Annotated in this window: 16 protein-coding genes and 1 tRNA gene; 8 read left to right on the top strand and 9 right to left on the bottom strand. The window is 69.4% G+C overall.

All coding sequences use genetic code 11. The features are described 5' to 3' along the window. Positions 1–89 precede the first annotated feature (89 nt). Positions 90–767 carry a GntR family transcriptional regulator gene (locus ACFY0P_RS22930; protein WP_388915994.1) on the top strand — a complete coding sequence of 226 codons (678 nt, stop codon included), beginning with the start codon at positions 90–92 and terminating at the stop codon, positions 765–767. A 49-nt stretch (positions 768–816) separates the two neighbouring features. Here ACFY0P_RS22930 and ACFY0P_RS22925 read toward each other — a convergent pair whose 3' ends face one another. Both ACFY0P_RS22925 and ACFY0P_RS22920 read right to left on the bottom strand, forming a co-directional pair. After that, on the bottom strand, positions 817–1,098 hold the full coding sequence (locus ACFY0P_RS22925; protein WP_388915991.1) for a hypothetical protein: 282 nt from the start codon (positions 1,096–1,098) through the stop codon (positions 817–819). Positions 1,099–1,272: 174 nt separating this feature from the next. Continuing rightward, a complete protein-coding gene (locus ACFY0P_RS22920) occupies positions 1,273–1,737 on the bottom strand; it encodes an SgcJ/EcaC family oxidoreductase (RefSeq protein ID WP_388915988.1) in 465 nt (154 codons plus the stop codon). Positions 1,738–1,828: 91 nt separating this feature from the next. On the opposite strand from ACFY0P_RS22920, the gene ACFY0P_RS22915 reads away from it, so the two are divergent. After that, positions 1,829–2,278, top strand: a complete 450-nt coding sequence (locus tag ACFY0P_RS22915) for a MarR family winged helix-turn-helix transcriptional regulator (RefSeq protein ID WP_388915985.1) — start codon at positions 1,829–1,831, stop codon at positions 2,276–2,278. Between the two features lie 99 nt (positions 2,279–2,377). On the opposite strand, the gene ACFY0P_RS22910 is transcribed toward ACFY0P_RS22915, so the two are convergent. From ACFY0P_RS22910 to ACFY0P_RS22890, 5 genes are all read right to left on the bottom strand, one after another. Beyond that, positions 2,378–3,775 carry an OFA family MFS transporter gene (locus tag ACFY0P_RS22910; RefSeq protein ID WP_388915982.1) on the bottom strand — a complete coding sequence of 466 codons (1,398 nt, stop codon included), beginning with the start codon at positions 3,773–3,775 and terminating at the stop codon, positions 2,378–2,380. Next, the gene (locus ACFY0P_RS22905) at positions 3,775–5,163 is read right to left on the bottom strand and encodes an OFA family MFS transporter (RefSeq protein WP_388915980.1); all 1,389 of its coding nucleotides are present in this window, start codon (positions 5,161–5,163) and stop codon (positions 3,775–3,777) included. The genes ACFY0P_RS22910 and ACFY0P_RS22905 overlap by 1 nt, the downstream gene beginning before the upstream one ends. 124 nt (positions 5,164–5,287) lie before the next feature. After that, positions 5,288–7,432: an acetate--CoA ligase family protein gene (locus ACFY0P_RS22900; protein WP_388915977.1), complete on the bottom strand. Its 2,145-nt coding sequence runs from the start codon at positions 7,430–7,432 to the stop codon at positions 5,288–5,290. 4 nt (positions 7,433–7,436) lie between these two features. Next, a complete protein-coding gene (frc, locus tag ACFY0P_RS22895) occupies positions 7,437–8,669 on the bottom strand; it encodes a formyl-CoA transferase (protein ID WP_388915974.1) in 1,233 nt (410 codons plus the stop codon). Between the two features lie 12 nt (positions 8,670–8,681). Then, complete coding sequence (locus ACFY0P_RS22890; protein ID WP_388915971.1) at positions 8,682–10,364, bottom strand: thiamine pyrophosphate-binding protein; 1,683 nt, start codon at positions 10,362–10,364, stop codon at positions 8,682–8,684. 143 nt (positions 10,365–10,507) lie between these two features. Here ACFY0P_RS22890 and sucC point away from each other — a divergent pair, with 143 nt between their 5' ends. From sucC to ACFY0P_RS22875, 3 genes are read left to right on the top strand one after another with little or no spacing between them, the layout of a single operon-like run. After that, positions 10,508–11,638: an ADP-forming succinate--CoA ligase subunit beta gene (sucC, locus tag ACFY0P_RS22885; RefSeq protein WP_388915968.1), complete on the top strand. Its 1,131-nt coding sequence runs from the start codon at positions 10,508–10,510 to the stop codon at positions 11,636–11,638. 11 nt (positions 11,639–11,649) lie between these two features. Next, a complete protein-coding gene (gene sucD / locus ACFY0P_RS22880) occupies positions 11,650–12,579 on the top strand; it encodes a succinate--CoA ligase subunit alpha (protein ID WP_388915966.1) in 930 nt (309 codons plus the stop codon). A 3-nt stretch (positions 12,580–12,582) separates the two neighbouring features. Then, entirely contained in the window at positions 12,583–14,190 is a 1,608-nt protein-coding gene (locus ACFY0P_RS22875; RefSeq protein WP_388915963.1) for an aldehyde dehydrogenase family protein, read from the top strand. 13 nt (positions 14,191–14,203) lie between these two features. On the opposite strand, the gene ACFY0P_RS22870 is transcribed toward ACFY0P_RS22875, so the two are convergent. Next, positions 14,204–15,124 (bottom strand): LLM class flavin-dependent oxidoreductase, encoded by a 921-nt coding sequence (locus ACFY0P_RS22870; RefSeq protein ID WP_388915960.1) that lies wholly within the window; start codon positions 15,122–15,124, stop codon positions 14,204–14,206. Positions 15,125–15,185: 61 nt separating this feature from the next. Here ACFY0P_RS22870 and ACFY0P_RS22865 point away from each other — a divergent pair, with 61 nt between their 5' ends. Both ACFY0P_RS22865 and ACFY0P_RS22860 read left to right on the top strand, forming a co-directional pair. Next, a complete protein-coding gene (locus tag ACFY0P_RS22865) occupies positions 15,186–15,611 on the top strand; it encodes a MarR family winged helix-turn-helix transcriptional regulator (RefSeq protein ID WP_388915957.1) in 426 nt (141 codons plus the stop codon). Between the two features lie 136 nt (positions 15,612–15,747). Beyond that, positions 15,748–15,832 (top strand) — tRNA-Leu (locus tag ACFY0P_RS22860). 162 nt (positions 15,833–15,994) lie between these two features. Here the strand turns inward: ACFY0P_RS22860 and ACFY0P_RS22855 are convergent. Then, the gene (locus ACFY0P_RS22855) at positions 15,995–17,086 is read right to left on the bottom strand and encodes a recombinase family protein (protein ID WP_388915954.1); all 1,092 of its coding nucleotides are present in this window, start codon (positions 17,084–17,086) and stop codon (positions 15,995–15,997) included. A gap of 112 nt (positions 17,087–17,198) precedes the next feature. Between ACFY0P_RS22855 and ACFY0P_RS22850 the strand changes: the two genes are divergently transcribed. Beyond that, a protein-coding gene (locus tag ACFY0P_RS22850) for an IS3 family transposase (RefSeq protein ID WP_388915951.1) occupies positions 17,199–18,379 on the top strand; the annotation gives its coding sequence in 2 pieces (ribosomal slippage) (positions 17,199–17,463 and positions 17,463–18,379; 1,182 coding nt in all). Positions 18,380–18,399 lie beyond the last annotated feature (20 nt).

The raw sequence follows: 18,399 nt of genomic DNA, 5'->3' as shown, positions 1-18,399 counted from the left end.
CTCTGGCAGCTGTGCGCCGTAGACTGTAGACGAAAGACAATCGATACTGAGTGTCCGCTCGTAACGGGTGTCTGCCGAAGGGGGACCCGATGTTGTCAGCCGGACTGCCGCAGGGCGCGGTGCCCAAGCTCGAACGCCCCGGCCCGCTCCGCGACCGCGTCTACGAGGCGCTGCTGGAACTCATCACCACCCGTGCCCTCCAGCCCGGCCAGCACCTCGTCGAGAGCGAACTCGCCGGCCACCTCGGCGTCTCCCGGCAGCCGGTGCGCGAGGCACTCCAGCGGCTGAACACCGAGGGCTGGGTGGACCTGCGGCCTGCACAGGGCGCGTTCGTGCACGAGCCGACGGAGGCGGAGGCCGACCAACTCCTCACCGTCCGCACCCTGTTGGAGGCGGAGGCGGCACGGCTCGCGGCGGCCAACGCGGGCAGCGCCGGCGTGGCCGCCCTCGAATCCCTCTGCGCCGAGGGGGAGAAGGCGGTGGCCGCGGACGACGTGGACGGGGCCGTCGCCCTGAACGCCGCGTTCCACGCCAAGATCATGGACCTGGCGGGCAACGCGGTCCTGGCCGAACTCGCCGCCCAGGTCGACCGCCGGGTCCGCTGGTACTACACGCCGGTGGCCCGGCAGCGCGGCCACCAGTCCTGGGTCGAACACCGCGAACTGATCTCGGCGATCACGGCCCGGGACGAGCAGCTGGCGACCACCCTGATGCGCGAACACACGGAGCACACCCGGCGGTCGTACCACGAGCGGGCACAGGCCTGAGCCCTGAGCCGGGTGACGGTGCGGGGCGCGTCTGTCCCGGCCGGGCGGTTCACGGCAGCGTGATGAGAGCGATGCTCTCCGCCGTCGCGACGGCCAGCCGGGTGCCGTCGGGGTGCAGAGCGGCGACCGGGGTCGGGACGTCGCGGCCGAAGCACGCGGATTTCGCGGGTACGCCGATCTCGGGCCTCTCCGCGACGATGCGCCCCGTGGCCGTGTCCAGCAGTCGCGGATGGCCGGGGAACGAGATCACCCGATCGCCGCGGGGCAGGAGCAGGACACCCGGTTCGCCATCGCCGGCGGGGCGGCGGTGGAGCCGGCGTCCCTCGGACATCGACCACACGCCGAGGTGACAGGGAGGCAACCCGGCTCGTCGCCGTCCCACACCAGCGACTTCGGCGCCGGTTTCACGGGTATCGACTCGACGGTCACCGACGCCCCCCGTTCCGGAGTGCCTCGGGAAGGCCTCCCGAGCCGGAAATCCAAGGGCCGGAGGCGCGGGCGGAGGTCAGTGGGTGTGAGCGGCCGGCCGGGTGGCAGGCTGGAGGCGGAACGAGAGCGCCTCCAGAAGGCGCTTGCGCTGGGTCTTCTGGACGGCGGCGATGCGCCAGCGGCCGTCCGCTTCGCGGGTCACCGTGTAAGTGGCCAGCTTGCCCAGGCGCTTCGGACGCCCCTTGTGCACCTCACCGCGGGCGACGACGACGGCGGTGTCCTGCCCGTGGAAGCGCAGGTCGATGACCTCGACGGTCAGCTCGGTGCCCTTCAGGAAGCTGTCGAACAGAGCCTGGTGGGCGCGGCCGATCTCGGGGCCGCCGTGGTAAACGGTGCCGGCATAGGTGACGTCCGTGGCATTTACGGTGAACTGCTCGCCGTAGGCGGTGCCGTCGCCGCGGTTCCAGGCGGCCGCGCTGCGCTCCAGAAGGGCGCGGATCTCGGCGGCGTCGGTCTCCCGGGCGGAGTTGGGAGCGGGCATGATGTTCCCCCTGCGTGATAGCTTCTTCGGAGAAGTTACTTCACTGAAGATTTATCTTCTTTCAGGAAGAGATTAGGGAGAGGGGGAACCCATGTCAACGCCTGCGTCGCCAGCCGGTGGCAGCGAGGTCTACCGGCGCTACCTGAGCGCCGTGATGTTCCACGGCCACGCGAGCGCCCGGGCCTGCGATCTCGGCGCCACCGATCTGTACGCGCTGAACATCCTTCAGCTGGCCGGGGCCATGACGCCCGGGGAACTGGCCGCGCGCACGGGGCTGACCACCGGTCCGACCACGCGCCTGATCGACCGGCTGGAAGAAGCCGGTTACGTGCGCCGGGTGCCCGATCCCGGCGACCGGCGCAAGGTCATCGTCGAACCGGTCGGGAGGCCCGCCGCCCTGGACCGGGTGCTCACTCCGGCGCGGCAGCGGATCGGCGAGATCCTCGCCGGTTACTCACCCGACCAGCTCGACGTCCTCTTCGACTACTTCGCCCGTGCCACCGAGGCATACCAGGAGGCGGCCGAGCAGTTGCGCAGTTGACCCGCGCTCGCCGCGAGCCGGCGTCACCAGGCAGAGTCCCGGACACCGGTCCGGGACTCACCGCGGGGAAGTCCGCGTCCTGAGGTTCGGCGGAAACCGTCAGGTCGCCGTCTGTGCCTGTACCGCCCCCACCGTCGTGGCCGCCCCCCGCCCCGGCTGCCGCAACAGCAGCGCCACCCCCGCCGCCAGCATGGAGATGCCGCCGGCCAGGGCGTAGGCGCCGTTGTAGCCCCAGGCGCCGACGACCATGGAGCCCAGGCCGCCGCCGAAGAGGCCGCTGATGAGTTTGCCGCTGTAGACGAGGCCGTAGTTGGTGGCGTTGTAGTTCTCGCCGAAGTAGTCCGGGGTGAGGGCGGCGAAGAGCGGGTAGAAGGCGCCGCCGCCGAAGCCGGAGAGGAAGGCGAAGAACAGGAACAGCCACTCGCTCTTGATGTCACCGGCCCAGATCACGCCGAACTGGGCGAGGCCGAGGACGACGATCACGAAGACGAGGGTCGGCTTGCGGCCCAGGCGGTCGGAGAGCCAGCCGACCACGCCGCGGCCTATGCCGTTGATGACCGCCATCACGCCCATCGACGAGGCCGCGACCAGAGGGCCGAAGCCGACGTCCTTCGCGAAGTCCACCTGGAAGGAGATGCCGAAGATCGAGACGCCGGCCGTCATGACGATGGAGATCCACATCAGGGGGAGCATGCCGGTGCGGATCGCCTCCTTGGGGGTGAACTGCCGGACAGCGGGCGGGTTCTTGGCGAGCGCTGTCGCGGTCTTGGCGCCGCCCGAGTGCGTGAGCGGGTCGATGTCGGCCGGCCACCAGTTCTTCGGCGGGTCCTTGAAGAAGAACGCCGTGACCAGGACGACGACCATCACGTAGGCGCCGATCAGGTCCAGGACCCGGTGGTAGTTGGCGGTGTCGAAGGCGTAGTTGAAGATGAAGATGAAGGGGAGCGAGCCGTAGGCGAAGCCGCCGTTCACGAACCCCGTGCGGGCGCCCCGGCGTTCGGGGAACCACTTGCCGACCATGTTGATGCAGGTCGCGTAGACCAGGCCGGAGCCGAGGCCGCCGATCACGCCGAAGCCGATGATCGCCAGCCAGATCTCGCTGATGTGCGAGAGGGCCAGGAAGCCGAGCAGGCACATGAACGATCCGGTGTACATGGCGCGGCGTGCGGTCAGGATGCCCTTCTCGCGCAGCCAGCCCGCCGGGAAGGCGATGCCGGCCTGGAAGAACACCCAGACGCTCAGGATCCAGAAGGTGTTGGACTGCGTCCAGCCGTGCGCGTGGGACAGGGTGTCCTCCGCGGAGCCGTACGCGTACTCGAAGACGCTGATGGCCATCATGGCTGTCCAGGGGAGGTACACCATGATGTTGCGGGAGTGGCCGAGGATGTCCCGGTCGGTCTCGCCGATCCGGTAGACGCGGCCGCGGGCGTCCGTGACCTCGCGGTACGGGCGGCGTCCGGTGTCCGTGCTGTTCGTGGCTACAGGGTCTGCCGTCATCACGCCATCTCCTCGCCGAGCGGCTGCGGGTTGGGGACGATGCGCCGGGCGCTGGGCCTGCCCGGTGCCTTGAGGAAGAGGGCCAGCACTGCGGAGGCCAGGCCGACGGAGCCCGCGAGCACGAACGCGCCGTGGTAGTCCCACTCACCCACGACGACCGCGCCCAGACCGGAGCCCACCAGGCCGGAGATCAGCTTGGAGCTGTAGACGATTCCGTAGTTGGTGGCGTTGTTGTTCTCACCGAAGTAGTCCGCCGTCATGGCCGCGAAGAGCGGGAAGATCGCCCCGCCGCCGAACCCGGAGACCATGGAGCAGAACAGGAAGAACGGCATGCTGCCCATCTGGCCGGAGACCAGCACACCGAACTGCGCGGTGCCGAGCACGATGCACACGATGATGAGCGTGTTGCGGCGGCCGTAGCGGTCGGAGATCCAGCCGATGACGCCGCGCCCGGTGCCGTTGACGATCGCCTTCAACGACATCGCGGTGGCGACGATCCCGCCCGCGAACCCCATGTCCTTGCCGAACGGCACCTGGAAGGCGATGCCGAAGATGTTGATCCCGGCCGTGCAGAGCAGACAGAACCACATCATCCACAGGACGGGCGTACGGGCGGCCTCCTTGGGTGTGTACTGCTTGATGGCCGGCGGGTTCTTCTCCAACGCCCGCCGTATCCTCGGGTCCTGAGTGGCCTTCAGCGGGTCGACGTGCGGCGGCCACCAGTTCTTCGGCGGGTCCTTGAAGAACCAGCCGGCCGACGCCACCACCAGACACAGCCCGACCCCGACCGAGGTGAGCACGACCTTGTAGTTGCTCAGGTCGAGCACCGAGGTGAAGAGGAACACGAACGGCACGGACCCGTAGGCGAAACCGCCGTTCACGAAGCCCGTCTTGCCGCCCTTGCGCTCCGGATACCACTTGCCGACCATGTTCACGCAGGTCGCGTAGACGAGACCGGCGCCGATACCGCTGCACATGCCGAAGCCGAGGTAGGCGACAACCACGTTCGGCGCGAACGCCAGTGACACATAGCCCAGCAGCGTGCCGACCGCGCCGATCAGCATGGCCGTACGGGCGGGGAGCCGGCCGCTCTCCCGCAGCTGCCCGGCCGGGAAGGCCACGGCCGCCTGGAAGAACACCCAGACGCCCATCAGCCAGAAGATGTGCCCGCTGTTCCACAGATGCGCCTCGTGCAGCGTGTCCTCCGCCGACGTGAACGCGTACTCGGCGGAGCTGATGCCCATCATGCCCACCCAGGGCAGGATGACCATCCATTTCCTCTTACGGCCCATGAGATCGACGTCGGTCTCGCCGATCCGGTACCTGCGGCCGTTGCGGTCCGTCACCTCCCTGAAGGGGACGGATGTCGATAGATCGATGGATGACATGTTCGCTCAGCACCCCTTGCGTCGAAAGTTCTGGCCAGCGCCCCCTGTCCAATGCCTTTCGTGCGCGCTCGGGTCCCGGGGCCGACCGACGCGCACCGCCGGCCGGCCCCTTCCCGCACCTACGTCATGAGTCGCCCCCCAACAGTCCGGCCGCCCGTGCCCAGCGGTACTTGGCACCGAGCACGGCCACCGGCCGCTCGGTCGTGTACGGGTACGCCACGACCCCCCGCTCGTACAGGTACTGGCAGGCCTCCTCGACCTCGACGTCCCCCGCGAGCGAGGCGACGACCGGCTTCTCGATGCCCCGCTCCCGGAACTCCGCGACCACCCGCGCGGTCAGCTCCGCGAACACCATCGGCGGGGTGACGATGGTGTGCCAGTAGCCGAGGACGAGCGCGTGGATGCGCGGGTCCTCAAGGCCGAGCCGGATCGTCGCCTCGTACGTCGACGGCGGCTCGCCGCCCGTGATGTCCACCGGGTTGCCGGCGGCCCCGAAGGGCGGGATGAAGCGGCGGAACGCCTCGTCCAGGTCCGGCGGGATCTCCATCAGGGTCAGCCCGTTGTCGGTGATCGCGTCGGACAGCAGGACACCGCTCCCGCCCGCGCCGGTGATGATCACGACGTTGTCGCCCTGCGGGGGCGGCAGCACCGGCAGCCCGCGCGCGTACTCCAGCATGTCGTTGAGGCCCGGCGCCCGGATGACTCCGGCTTGCCGGAGGATGTCGTCGTACACCGCGTCGTCGCCCGCGAGCGCGCCGGTGTGCGAACCGGCGGCCTTGGCGCCGGCCGCCGTACGGCCCGCCTTGAGGACCACCACCGGCTTCTTCGGCACGGTCGCCCGCGCCGCCTCGACGAAGGCGCGGCCGTCCTTCAGGTCCTCCAGGTGCATCGCGATGCACTCGGTGTGCGGGTCCTCGCCGAACCAGGTCAGCAGGTCGTCCTCGTCCAGGTCCGACTTGTTGCCGAGGCCGACGATCGCCGACACCCCCGTCTTGGTGGTGCGCGCGAAGCCCAGGATCGCCATGCCGATCCCGCCCGACTGGGACGTCAGCGCCACCCCGCCCTTCACGTCGTACGGCGTGCAGAACGTGGCGCACAGGTCCTGCCAGGTGGAGTAGTAGCCGTAGATGTTCGGGCCGAGGAGGCGGATGCCGTAGCGTTCGCCGATCGCGACGATCTCCTCCTGGAGTTCGTGCTCGCCGGTCTCCGCGAAACCGGACGGGATCAGGACGGCGTTGGGGATCCTCTTCCGGCCCACCTCCTCCAGCGCCGCTGCCACGAACTTGGCGGGAATGGCGAAGACGGCCACATCCACCTCACCGGGAACGTCCGTGACACTCTTGTACGCCTTGCGGCCCAGAATGTCATCGGCCTTGGGGTTCACCGGATGGATCTCCCCGGCGAAGCCGCCGTCCACGAGGTTGCGCATCACCGAGTTGCCGATCTTGCCCTGCTCGTCGGAGGCACCGATCACGGCGACGGAGCGGGGCTGCATCAGCCGGCGCATGGTCTCCAGGATCTCGGCGCGGGTGTACTTCCTGCGCTCCGGCGGCTGCTTCTCCGCGAGGATGATCCTGATGTCCGCGGCGACCGCGCCCTCCGCGGTCGCGATCACCGGGTTGAGGTCCACCTCGGCGATCTCAGGGAAGTCCGCGACCAGTCGGGAGACCCGGCGGATCTGCTCGGCGACCGCCCACCGGTCCACACCGGCCTGCCCGCGCACCCCGCGCAGCACCTCGGCCGCCTCGATGGAGTCCAGCATCGAGAGCGCCTCGTCGGCGGTGACCGGCGCGAGCCGGAAGGTCACGTCCTTCAGCACCTCGACCAGCACCCCGCCGAGCCCGAAGGCGACGACCTTCCCGAAGGTCGGGTCGGTGACCGCGCCGACGATCACCTCCGTGCCCTTCGGCAGCAACTCCTGGACCTGGACGCCCTCGATGCGCGCAGCGGCGTCGTAGGCCTTCGCGTTCTCGACGATCCGGTGGAAGGCCGCCCGTACGTCCGCCGCACCCTCCACCCCGACGACGACCCCGCCCGCGTCGGTCTTGTGCAGGATGTCCGGCGACACGATCTTCATGACGACGGGTCCGGCGAAGCGTGCCGCGTACGCCACCGCCTCGTCGACGTCGGTGGCCAGTTCCTCGCCCGGTACGGCGATCCCGTACGCGTCGGCGACCACCTTGCCCTCCGGCGCGGTGAGTGCCGTACGGCCCTCCGCGCGCACGGAGTCGAGGAGCTCACGGACCCGCAGCTCCCGGTCCTCTGCCATCACGTCAGATCACTCCGTTCGACTTGAGCAGGCGCAACTCTTCGTCGCCTAGGCCGAGTTCGCCGATGTAGACCGCTTCGTTGTGCTCGCCCAGGAGTGGTGAACTGGTCACGTCCACGGGGGAGTCGGAGAGCTTGAGCGGGCTGCCGACGGTGACGAACTCGCCGCGCTCGGGGTGCGGGACGGTGACCACCATCTCGTTGGCGACCAGCGACTCGTCCTCGATGATCTCCTTGGTGGAGAGGATCGGCCCGCACGGGATGTTGTGGGCGTTGAGCTTCTCCAGCACCTCCCACTTGGGGAGCGTCGAGGACCACTCCTCGATCAGCTGGAACATCTTGTTGAGCTTGGGCAGCCGGGACTCCGGGGTCGCCCACTCGGGGTCGTCCGCGAGCTCCGGCCGGCCGATCAGCTGGGTGATCGGCCGCCAGCCGACGGGCTGCACGATGACGTACACGTAGTCGTTGGGGCCGCCCGGCGCGCACTTGACCGCCCAGCCGGGCTGGCCGCCGCCGGAGGCGTTTCCGGAGCGGGGCACCTCGTCGCCGAAGTCCTCGTTCGGGTACTCGGCGAGCCGGCCGTGGGCCAGTCGCTGCTGGTCGCGGAGTTTGACCCGGCAGAGGTTGAGCACGGCGTGCTGCATGGCGACGTTGACGCGCTGGCCACGGCCGGTGCGCTCCCGCTGGAAGAGTGCCGCCAGTATTCCGGCTACTGTATGCACTCCGGTCCCCGAGTCACCGATCTGCGCGCCCGTGGCCAGCGGCGGGCCGTCCTCGAAGCCGGTGGTGGCCATCGAGCCGCCCATCGCCTGGGCGACGACCTCGTACGCCTTGAAGTTGGTGTACGGGCCGTCCCCGAACCCCTTGATGGAGGCGTACACGATCCGCGGGTTGATCTCCTTGATGCGGTCCCAGGTGAAGCCCATCCGGTCGACCGCGCCAGGACCGAAGTTCTCCACCATCACGTCCGAGCGGCGGATCAGCTCGGTCAGGAGTTCCTTGCCGCGCGCGGTCTTGGTGTTGAGGGTGATGCTCCGCTTGTTGCAGTTGAGCATCGTGAAGTAGAGGGAGTCGACGTCCGGGAGGTCGCGCAGCTGCTTGCGCGTGATGTCACCGGTCGGCGCCTCCAGCTTGACCACGTCCGCGCCGAGCCAGGCGAGCAGCTGGGTGGCGGAGGGGCCCGACTGGACGTGCGTCATGTCGAGGACGCGAATGCCCTCGAGTGCCTTGGCGGTCATGGGCGTTCCACCTCACTTGTACATGGTCTGGTTCATGGTTCCGGGGGCGTACGCGTCCGGGTCGACCCAGACGTTGATCAGCGACGGCTTGCCCGACTCCCGAGCCCTGCGCAGGGCGGGGCCGATGTCGGCGGGGTCGCGGACCTCCTCGCCGTAACCGCCCAGCATCTGGGCGAACTTGTCGTAGTGGACGTCCCCGAGGGTGTTGCCGACCCGCTCGCGCTCCTTGCCGTACTTGGCGGCCTGGCCGTAACGGATCTGGTTCATCGAGGAGTTGTTGCCGACGATCCCGACGAAGGGCAGGTCGTAGCGGACCAGGGTCTCGAAGTCCCAGCCGGTGAGCGAGAAGGCGCCGTCGCCGAAGAGGGCGACCACCTCCTTGTCGGGGCGGGCCTGCTTGGCGGCGAGCACGAAGGGGACGCCGACGCCGAGGGTGCCGAGCGGGCCCGGGTCCATCCAGTGCCCTGGCGACTTGGGCTGCACGACCTGCCCCGAGAAGGTGACGATGTCGCCGCCGTCGCCGATGTAGATCGAGTCCTCGGTGAGGAAGTCGTTGATCTCGCTGACCAGGCGGTACGGGTGGATGGGCGAGGCGTCCGACTTCAGGCTCGGCAGCCGCTTCTCCAGCGCGGTCTGCTCGGCGGCGCGCAGCTCGTCGAGCCACTCCTTGCGCCTGGAGGCACCTCCGTTGACCCGGCCCGAGGCCGCCTCGGTCACCGACTTCAGGACCAGGCCCGCGTCGCCGACGATCCCGAGGTCGATGTCCCGGTTCTTGCCGACCGTGCGGTAGTCGAGGTCGATCTGGACGACGGTCGCGGTGGGGGAGAGGCGCTTGCCGTAGCCCATGCGGAAGTCGAAGGGGGTGCCGACGATCACGATGACGTCGGCGTTGGAGAACGCGTACCGGCGGGAGAGCTGGAAGTGGTGCGGGTCGCCGGGCGGCAGGGTGCCGCGCCCCGCGCCGTTCATGTACGCCGGGATGTTGAGGGTCCGTACCAGTTCGATGGCGTCCGCGGTGCCGCGGGTCGTCCAGACCTGGCTGCCGAGCAGGATGGCCGGTTTCTCGGCGTGCACGAGCAGGTCGGCGAGCTTCTCGATCGCCTCGGGGTCGCCGGCCGAGCGGGTCGAGGCGCGGTAGGCGCCCGCCTTGGGTGTGCGGGCCCTCTCGGCCGGGACCTTGGCGTCGAGGACGTCGCGGGGTATCTCCAGGAAGGAGGGGCCGGGCGCGCCGTGGTAGCACTCGCGGAACGCCATGGAGACCATGTCGGCGGCGCGGGCGGTGTCCGGGACGGTCGCCGCGAACTTGGTGATCGGCGTCATCATGTCGACGTGCGGCAGGTCCTGCAGGGACCCCATCTTGTGCTGGGTGAGCGCCCCCTGGCCGCCGATCAGCAGCATCGGGGACTCCGCGCGGAAGGCGTTGGCGACCCCGGTGACGGCGTCGGTCGTACCCGGCCCCGCGGTGACGACCGCGCAGCCCGGCCTGCCGGTGATGCGTGCGTAGCCGTCGGCGGCGTGGGCGGCCACCTGCTCGTGGCGGACGTCGACGACTTCTATGCCCTCGTCGACGCAGCCGTCGTAGATGTCGATGATGTGGCCGCCGCACAGGGTGTAGACGCGGTCGACCCCCTCGGCCTTCAGCGCCTTGGCAACGAGATGACCACCGGAAATCACGTCCTGGGTGTCGTCGGGCATGGCGAAGTCCTGTCCCTTCGTAGGGGGTTGGAGCGGCTCGCGGTACATTGCATACAGTCGACGAATACTGTATGAACCTTGTTATCCCGCATCCGGTGGGTGGTGTCCAGGGGGCGTGCGGCACTTTTAAGACAGGAGCCGAAATGGACCTGTACGAACACCAGGCAAGGGAACTCTTCGAGGAACACGGCATCGTGGTGCCGAGGGCGGAGGTCACCGACTCGCCCAAGGAGGCCCGGGAGATCGCCCGCCGGCTCGGCGGCAGGGTCGTCGTGAAGGCGCAGGTCAAGACCGGTGGCCGGGGCAAGGCGGGCGGCGTGAAGCTCGCCGCCGACCCGGCCGCGGCGGAGCTCACGGCACGTCAGATCCTGGGTATGGACATCAAGGGGCACACGGTCGGCAAGGTGATGCTGGCCCAACCCGTCGACATCGACAGCGAGTTCTACGTCTCCTACGTCCTCGACCGGGCGGCCGGCGGCTTCCTGGCCATCGCCTCCGCCGAGGGCGGCATGGAGATCGAGGAGGTGGCCGCGACCCGCCCGGAGGCGGTGGCCCGGGTCCACATCGACCCCGCGGTCGGCGTCACCTCCGCCAAGGCCCAGGAGATCGCCGCGGCCGCCGGACTGCCGCCGCAGACCGTCGACGTCCTGGTACGGCTCTGGCAGGTCCTGGTCCGCGAGGACGCACTGCTCGTCGAGGTGAACCCGCTCGTGCGCACCGGAGAGGGCCGGATCCTGGCCCTCGACGGCAAGGTCACCCTCGACGACAACGCCCGCTTCCGGCAGGCCCGTTGGGGCGGCGAGGAGGCCGGGCACCACGACCCGCTGGAGACGGCGGCCGCCGCGAAGGGGCTCAACTACGTCAGGCTCGACGGCGAGGTCGGCATCATCGGCAACGGCGCGGGCCTGGTGATGTCCACCCTGGACGTGGTGGCCGGCTGCGGCGCACGGCCCGCCAACTTCCTGGACATCGGCGGCGGGGCATCCGCCCAGATCATGACCGACGGACTCGCGGTGATCCTTTCCGACCCGTCCGTGAAGTCGGTCTTCGTCAACGTCTTCGGCGGGATCACGGCGTGCGACGCGGTCGCCGACGGCATCGTCCGGGCCCTGGAGTCCGTCCGGCTGACCAAGCCGCTGGTGGTCCGCCTCGACGGCAACAACGCGGCCCGCGGCCGGGCGATCCTCGACGGCCGCGCGCATCCCCTGGTCGAACAGGCCACCACCATGGACGGCGCCGCCCGCCGTGCCGCCGAACTCGCCACCACCGCCTGAGGAGTCCTGTCATGGCGATCTACCTCACCAAGGAGAGCAAGGTCCTCGTCCAGGGCATGACCGGCGGCGAGGGCATGAAGCACACCCGCCGGATGCTCGCCGCCGGCACCGACGTCGTCGGCGGGGTCAACCCGCGCAAGGCCGGGCAGAGCGTCGACTTCGACGTCCCCCAGTGCCTGAACGGCCTGGGAGGTGCCCCCATGGCGGTCCCGGTCTTCGGCACGGTCGCCGAGGGCATGGCGGCGACCGGCGCCGACGTCACCGTCGTCTTCGTGCCGCCCGCCTTCGCCAAGGCGGCGGTGCTGGAGGCGGCCGACGCCGGCATCGGCCTCGCGGTGGTGATCACCGAGGGCATCCCGGTCCACGACTCGGTGGCCTTCACCTCGTACGCGCGGGGCAAGGGCACCCGCATCATCGGCCCCAACTGCCCCGGTCTGATCACCCCGGGCCAGTCCAACGCGGGCATCATCCCCGCCGACATCACCAAGCCCGGCCGTATCGGACTCGTCTCCAAGTCCGGCACCCTGACCTACCAACTCATGTACGAACTACGGGACATCGGCTTCTCCACCTGCGTGGGCATCGGCGGCGACCCGGTCGTCGGGACCAGCCACATCGACTGCCTGGCCGCCTTCCAGGAGGACCCCGACACCGAACTCGTCGTCCTCATCGGGGAGATCGGCGGCGACGCGGAGGAGCGGGCCGCCGCCTACATCCGGGAGCACGTCACCAAGCCGGTCGTCGGCTACATCGCCGGGTTCACCGCGCCCGAGGGCCGCACCATGGGCCACGCGGGCGCCATCGTCTCCGGTTCGGCCGGCACCGCGCGGGCCAAGCAGGAGGCGCTGGAGGCGGTCGGGGTCCGGGTGGGGAGCACGCCGACCGAGACCGCCCGGCTCGTCCTGGACCTGCTCGACACCCGTCAGCCGGAAGGAAGCTGAGCCATGGCTCTCGAATCCTCGCCCCCTCCGGCCCTTTCAGCCTCTGCGGCCCCTTCGGCCCTGTCAGCCCCTTCGGCCTCTTTGGTCCAGAAGCCCGGCACCGGCTGGCGCGACGCCTGGGCGCGCTGTCTCGCCCTCGCCCCCGAGGCCTTCCGGGACGACCGCGTCCTCAACCTCTGGGCCGCCGCCTGGCAGCCCGACGGCCGGCCGCTGCCCGCGACCAGCCCCGTCGACGGCAGCCCGATCGCCGGCGCCCCACGCCTCGACCGGGACACCGCCCGCAGGGCCGTCCGGGCCTGCCTCGACCAGCACCGGGCCTGGCGGTACGTCCCGCTGGCGGAACGCCGGGCCAGGGTGGCCGCCACCCTGGACGCCCTGACCGAACACCGCGAACTCCTCGCCCTGCTGCTCGTCTGGGAGATCGGCAAGCCCTGGCGGCTGGCCCAGGCGGACGTGGACCGGGCGATCGACGGGGTGCGCTGGTACGTCGACGGCATCGAGCCGATGCTCGCCGGGCGGAGCCCGCTGGACGGGCCGGTGTCCAACATCGCCAGCTGGAACTACCCGATGAGCGTGCTCGTTCACGCGGTACTGGTCCAGGCTCTGGCGGGCAACGCGGTGGTGGCGAAGACCCCGACCGACGGCGGCGTCGCCTGTCTCACCCTGGCCTGCGCGCTGGCCGCCCGGGAGGGCCTGCCGGTGACGCTGCTCAGCGGCAGCGGGGGCGAGCTCTCGGAGGCGCTGGTGCGGGCGCCCGAGATCGGCTGCGTCTCCTTCGTCGGCGGCCGGGACACGGGGGCGGCGGTGGCCACGGCCGTCACCGACCTCGGCAAGCGGCACGTACTCGAACAGGAGGGACTCAACACCTGGGGCATCTGGAACTTCACCGACTGGGCCGCGTTCACCGCCGTCGTCCCCAAGCTCTTCGACTACGGCAAACAGCGCTGCACCGCCTACCCGCGCTTCGTCGTCCAGCGCGAGCTGTTCGACGAGTTCCTCACCGCCTACCTCCCGGCCGTGCGCCGGCTCCGGATCGGCCACCCCCTCGCGGTCGCCGACCCCGCGGACCCGCTCCCCGAGCTGGACTTCGGGCCGGTGATCAACGCGGCCAAGGCCAAGGACCTGACCGACCAGGTGGCCGAGGCCATCGACCGCGGTGCCGTCCCGCTGCACCGCGGCAGCCCGGCCGACGCCCGCTTCCTGCCCGGCCAGGACACCGCGTCGTACGTCCACCCGGTCACCCTCCTCAACCCGCCCCCGTCCTCACCGCTGCACCACGCGGAACCCTTCGGCCCGGTCGACACGATCGTCCTGGTCGACACCGAGGCCGAACTGCTGGCGGCCATGAACGCGTCCAACGGCGCGCTGGTCGCCACGCTCTCCACCGACGACGAGGCCACGTTCGCGCGCCTGGCCCCGCAGATCCGCGCCTTCAAGGTCGGCCACGGCAAGCCACGCTCCCGCGGCGACCGCGACGAGCTCTTCGGCGGCTTCGGCGCGTCCTGGCGGGGGGCCTTCGTCGGCGGGGAACTGCTGGTGCGGGCGGTGACCCAGGGCCCGGCGGGGGAGCGGCTGCCCGGGAACTTCCCGGAGTACCAGCTGAAGCCCTGACCGCGCGCGTCTCTCATTCCGTGGCGTCGCGCACCGGCCGGATCACCTCGTCCGCCAGCCGGCGTGCCACGCCGTCGGGATAAGGGCGGGGCAGGCTCAGCACGATGTGGTTCATCCCGGCCCGGACGAGGGCGGTGACCGTGGCACGGGTCGCCGCCGGGTCGTCGTACGACACCAGGACCTGGACCGAGCGGACGATCTCCGCCGGATCCCGGCCCAGTTCGGCGCAGTGCGCGTCCAGCACCCGGGCGCGCGCGGCGACGAACTCGACGGTGTTGTGCGGCGGCCCGGGCACGTTCCAGACGTCCGCGTGCTCGGCGACCAGCCGCAGCAGCCGGGTGCCCCAGCCGCCGATCAGCAGCGGGGGCCCCGGGCGCTGCACCGGCTTGGGCTCGTTCCGGGTCCCCCTCAGCCGGTAGTACTCGCCCTCGAAGTCGAAGACGTCCCGGGTCCACATCAGCTTCAGGACCCGTACCGTCTCGTCGAGCCGGGCGATGCCCTCGGCGGGCGGCACGAGCGTGAGGCCGTAGGCGTCGTACTCGGCGACCGCCGGATTCTCCCCGGCGATCCCGCCCGCACCCGGCGGCTGATGCGTCCCGCCGACGCCCAGCCCCAGGACCAGCCGCCCGCCCGAGATCACGTCCACGGTGGAGGCCATCTTGCCCAGGAGGGCGGGCGGCCGGATCCGGTTGCTCGTCACCAGCAGACCGAGCCGCAGCCGCTCGGTCTGCGCGGCCAGGGCGGAGAGCAGCGTCCAGCCCTCGTGGACGGTGCCGTCCTTGGGACCGGCCACCGGCAGCAGATGGTCCCAGAGCCAGGCGTCCGCGATCTGCGGTATCGCGTCCGCCTCCTGCCAGACACGGCGGATGTCCTCGTAGGGGACGTGCATGGGGGTGGTCTTGATGCCGAAGCGCACAGCCGTCACGGTCGTCATAGCCGTCAGCCTAGTAAATCATCAGCCATCCTGACGATCAGTTTTCGCTATCGTCTACGACATGGTCAGCGATCCCCTCGAATCCCGGCTCGGGTACCTGCTCAAGCATGTCCAGGCCGACCTGGCACGGAGCTCGGCCGAGGCCCTCGCCCCGTACGGCATGGACGGACACGAGCTGGCGGTGCTGGTGGTGCTGGCCGGGGCCGAACCGCTGTCCCAGATCGAGGTGGCGGGACGGCTCGGGGTGGACCGCACGACGATGGTGGCCCTGCTCGACGGCCTGGAGCGGCGAGGTCTGGTCGAGCGCCGGCGCAGCCCGCAGGACCGGAGGCGCAACATCGTCGAACTGACCGACGCCGGGCGTGAGCGGATGGGCCGGGCGGAGGAGGCGCGACGGGCCGCCGAGCGCCGCTTCCTCGCACCGCTGGACGACGAGACGGCCGCGACACTCGTCCGCGCCCTGCGTACACTGCTGCCCGCCCGGTGACGGCCCGGCCACGCGCCGTGACCCGCTCCCACCTGCGCCTACACCGACGGAAACGCAGGTGAAAGGCACTCCGAAAGCTTGGTATTGTTGTCCATGTCGCCGCGGGGAACACCCCCGGTCAGGCGGCAGACACCTAGTCCGGGTGGCGGAATGGCAGACGCGCTAGCTTGAGGTGCTAGTGCCCTTTATCGGGCGTGGGGGTTCAAGTCCCCCCTCGGACACAGACCATAACCCCAACTTGTGCGGGTCGAGCTGAGCCTCGGCCCGCACGAGCTGTTTTGCGGGGTCGTAGGTCAGCTTGAGGCCGAGGTTCTGGTAGACGTCGGCCTTGTCCGGGGCTTCGGCGTCGGTGAGTACGTCGCGGATGCTGCCCAGTGATGTGATCATCGAGCGGATGTCCTCCTTGGTGAGCCGGTCCTCATGGGTGGCTGCTCGGCTCTTGGCCATCGCTCCGGCGCGGCGGGCCTGGGTTTCGGTGATCCATCGGCCGACGAGTGCCGGGTCTGTGCCGGCTTCAAGAGCCTCTCGGTAGCGGGCGATCTTCGTGTCGCACTCGGCGATGACTTGAGCTGCCTTCTCCGCCTCCGTCGGGACCGCAGGGTCGGGCTGCTGGGCCGCGTACATCCGCGCGACCGTGTCCTCCAGCCGGTGCGGGGCGAAGGCACGCGTGAGCCAGTGTCGAGCGGGGCGATCAGGTCTCGTTCGGCGACGTAGACGTTGCGTGGGTGGGAGACCTTGTTGGCCAGCCCGTACTCGCTGGGGAAGCGGCAGCGGTAGTAGAGGACGTCGTGGCTGCAGTGCGCCTGCATGCGCCGGCCGCACAGTCCGCAGTGCAGAAACGTCCGCAGGACGTATCGGGGACTGGTGTGCCGCCGTCGCTCGCGTGTCGTGTGATCGGCGCCCTTGGCTGCTCGTAGGGCCTGGGCGAGTTCGAAGGTCTCGGTGTCGATCAGCGGCGGGTGCACGCGGTCGTTGGACCAGATCCAGGCATCCGGCTGGTTCCAGCGCAGTCGGGTCTCGTGTCCGAGCGCCACGTTGTCGACGTCGAGGAGGGTCTCTTCTTTGCGCTGCTTGTTCCAGACCTGCCGTCCGGTGTATCGGGAGTTGGACAGGATGGCGCGCACGGCGCCCTTGGACCAGGCGATGCCGCTGCGATGCTGATTGCGTGCTGGGTCGTGCGCGGACGGGCTCGGGATGCCGTCGCGAGTGAGGGACTCGGCGATGGCGAAGAACCCGCGGCCGCGGCAGTAGTCGTGGAAGATGCGCTGGACGATGGGCGCGGTGGCGGGATCCGGCTCAAGTCGGTGAAGGCGCTTGCCGTCGCTCGCCTTGGCCGGATGGGGATGGGGGCCGGCGTCGGCGAGTCGGTAGCCGTAGGGCGGTCGGCCGCCCAGGTAACGGCCTTCGATCTTCGCCTGGGAGGCCATGGCGGCGCGGACCCGGATCTTGATCCGGTTGCGCTCCCCCTTGCTCATGCCGCCGAACACAGACATCACCAGGTCGTGGGCTTCGGATTCAGGTGAGGGGCCACGCAGTTTCCGGACAGGCACCCAATAGGGTTGTCCTGAACAAGGAAACGAGGAAGAAGTGTCGCCACCTAGTAAGTACTCGCCGGAGTTCCGCGAGGAAGCCGTCCAGATCGCGTTGAGGTCAAGCAAGACGATCTCCGAAGTCGCCCGGGAGCTTGAGCTGAACTCGGAGACGCTACGCGGCTGGGTGAAGAAGTATCAGAAGCAGCAGGAACCGGCCCCTGATGCGGAACTGACGGTGAACGAACGGGCGCGTCTGAAGGAACTCGAACGACGTAACCGTGAGCTGGAGATGGAAGTCACCTTCCTGAAAAAAGCCGCAGCGTACTTCGCGAAGGATCCTCGGTAGCAAGCAAGTACGAGTTCATCGACGAGATGCGGCTCGGCACCGAGAAGTACGCATACAGCGTCGAGTTCATGTGCGGCCGACTTGGCGTATCCAGATCCGGCTACTACGACTGGCGATCTCGCCCGGAATCCGCGACAGCTCAGCGGCGCGTAGAACTGAAATTGCTCATCGAGAAAGCCTTCGACATGTCCGACAGCACCTACGGGCACCGACGTATCCAGGCCCAGCTGCACCGCTGGGGCGTCGCCGCACGCGTGGAGTTGGTCCGCCGTCTCATGCGCGAACTGGGCCTGGTGCCCTGCCTGCCACGGCCGAAGAGGTTCAACCTCACGCAGGCTGCAGCCGGCCAGGTACCGGACCTTGTCGGACGCGACTTCACCGCGGATGCATCCGGCGAGAAGCTCGTCGGTGACATTACCTATATCGCGACCGGGGAAGGCTGGCTGTACCTCGCGACGGTCATCGACTGCTGTACGAAGGAAGTCATCGGTTACGCAATGGACGACCACTACCAAACCCCACTGATATCCAGAGCGATCCGAAACGCGGCACGGAACAGGAACCTCTCGGCCGACGCAATATTTCACTCGGATCGCGGAAGTAACTACATGTCTGCCGAGTTCGGGAGGACGCTGGAACGCTTCGGGCTCCGCAGATCTGCTGGCCGCACCGGGATCTGTTTCGACAACGCCATGGCCGAGTCATTCTTCGGCGCGCTGAAGAACGAGCGCGTATCGAGGGTGACTTACCTGACCCGCGAGGCCGCGCGGCAGGACATCACTCGCTACATCGAATTCTGGTACAATCGCGAACGCCTCCACTCGGCAGTGGGTTACCGCCCTCCGCGCGAAGTCCACGCCGAGTACGAGAAGTTGCGAATCGCCGCGTGAAATAAACGGTCAGAAGCCTG

Origin of the sequence: Streptomyces sp. NPDC001714, assembly GCF_042892755.1 — a bacterium.
Lineage (GTDB): Bacteria > Actinomycetota > Actinomycetes > Streptomycetales > Streptomycetaceae > Streptomyces.
Note: the sequence above shows the minus strand (reverse complement) of the source record. Positions and strands in the feature narration are given on the sequence as shown.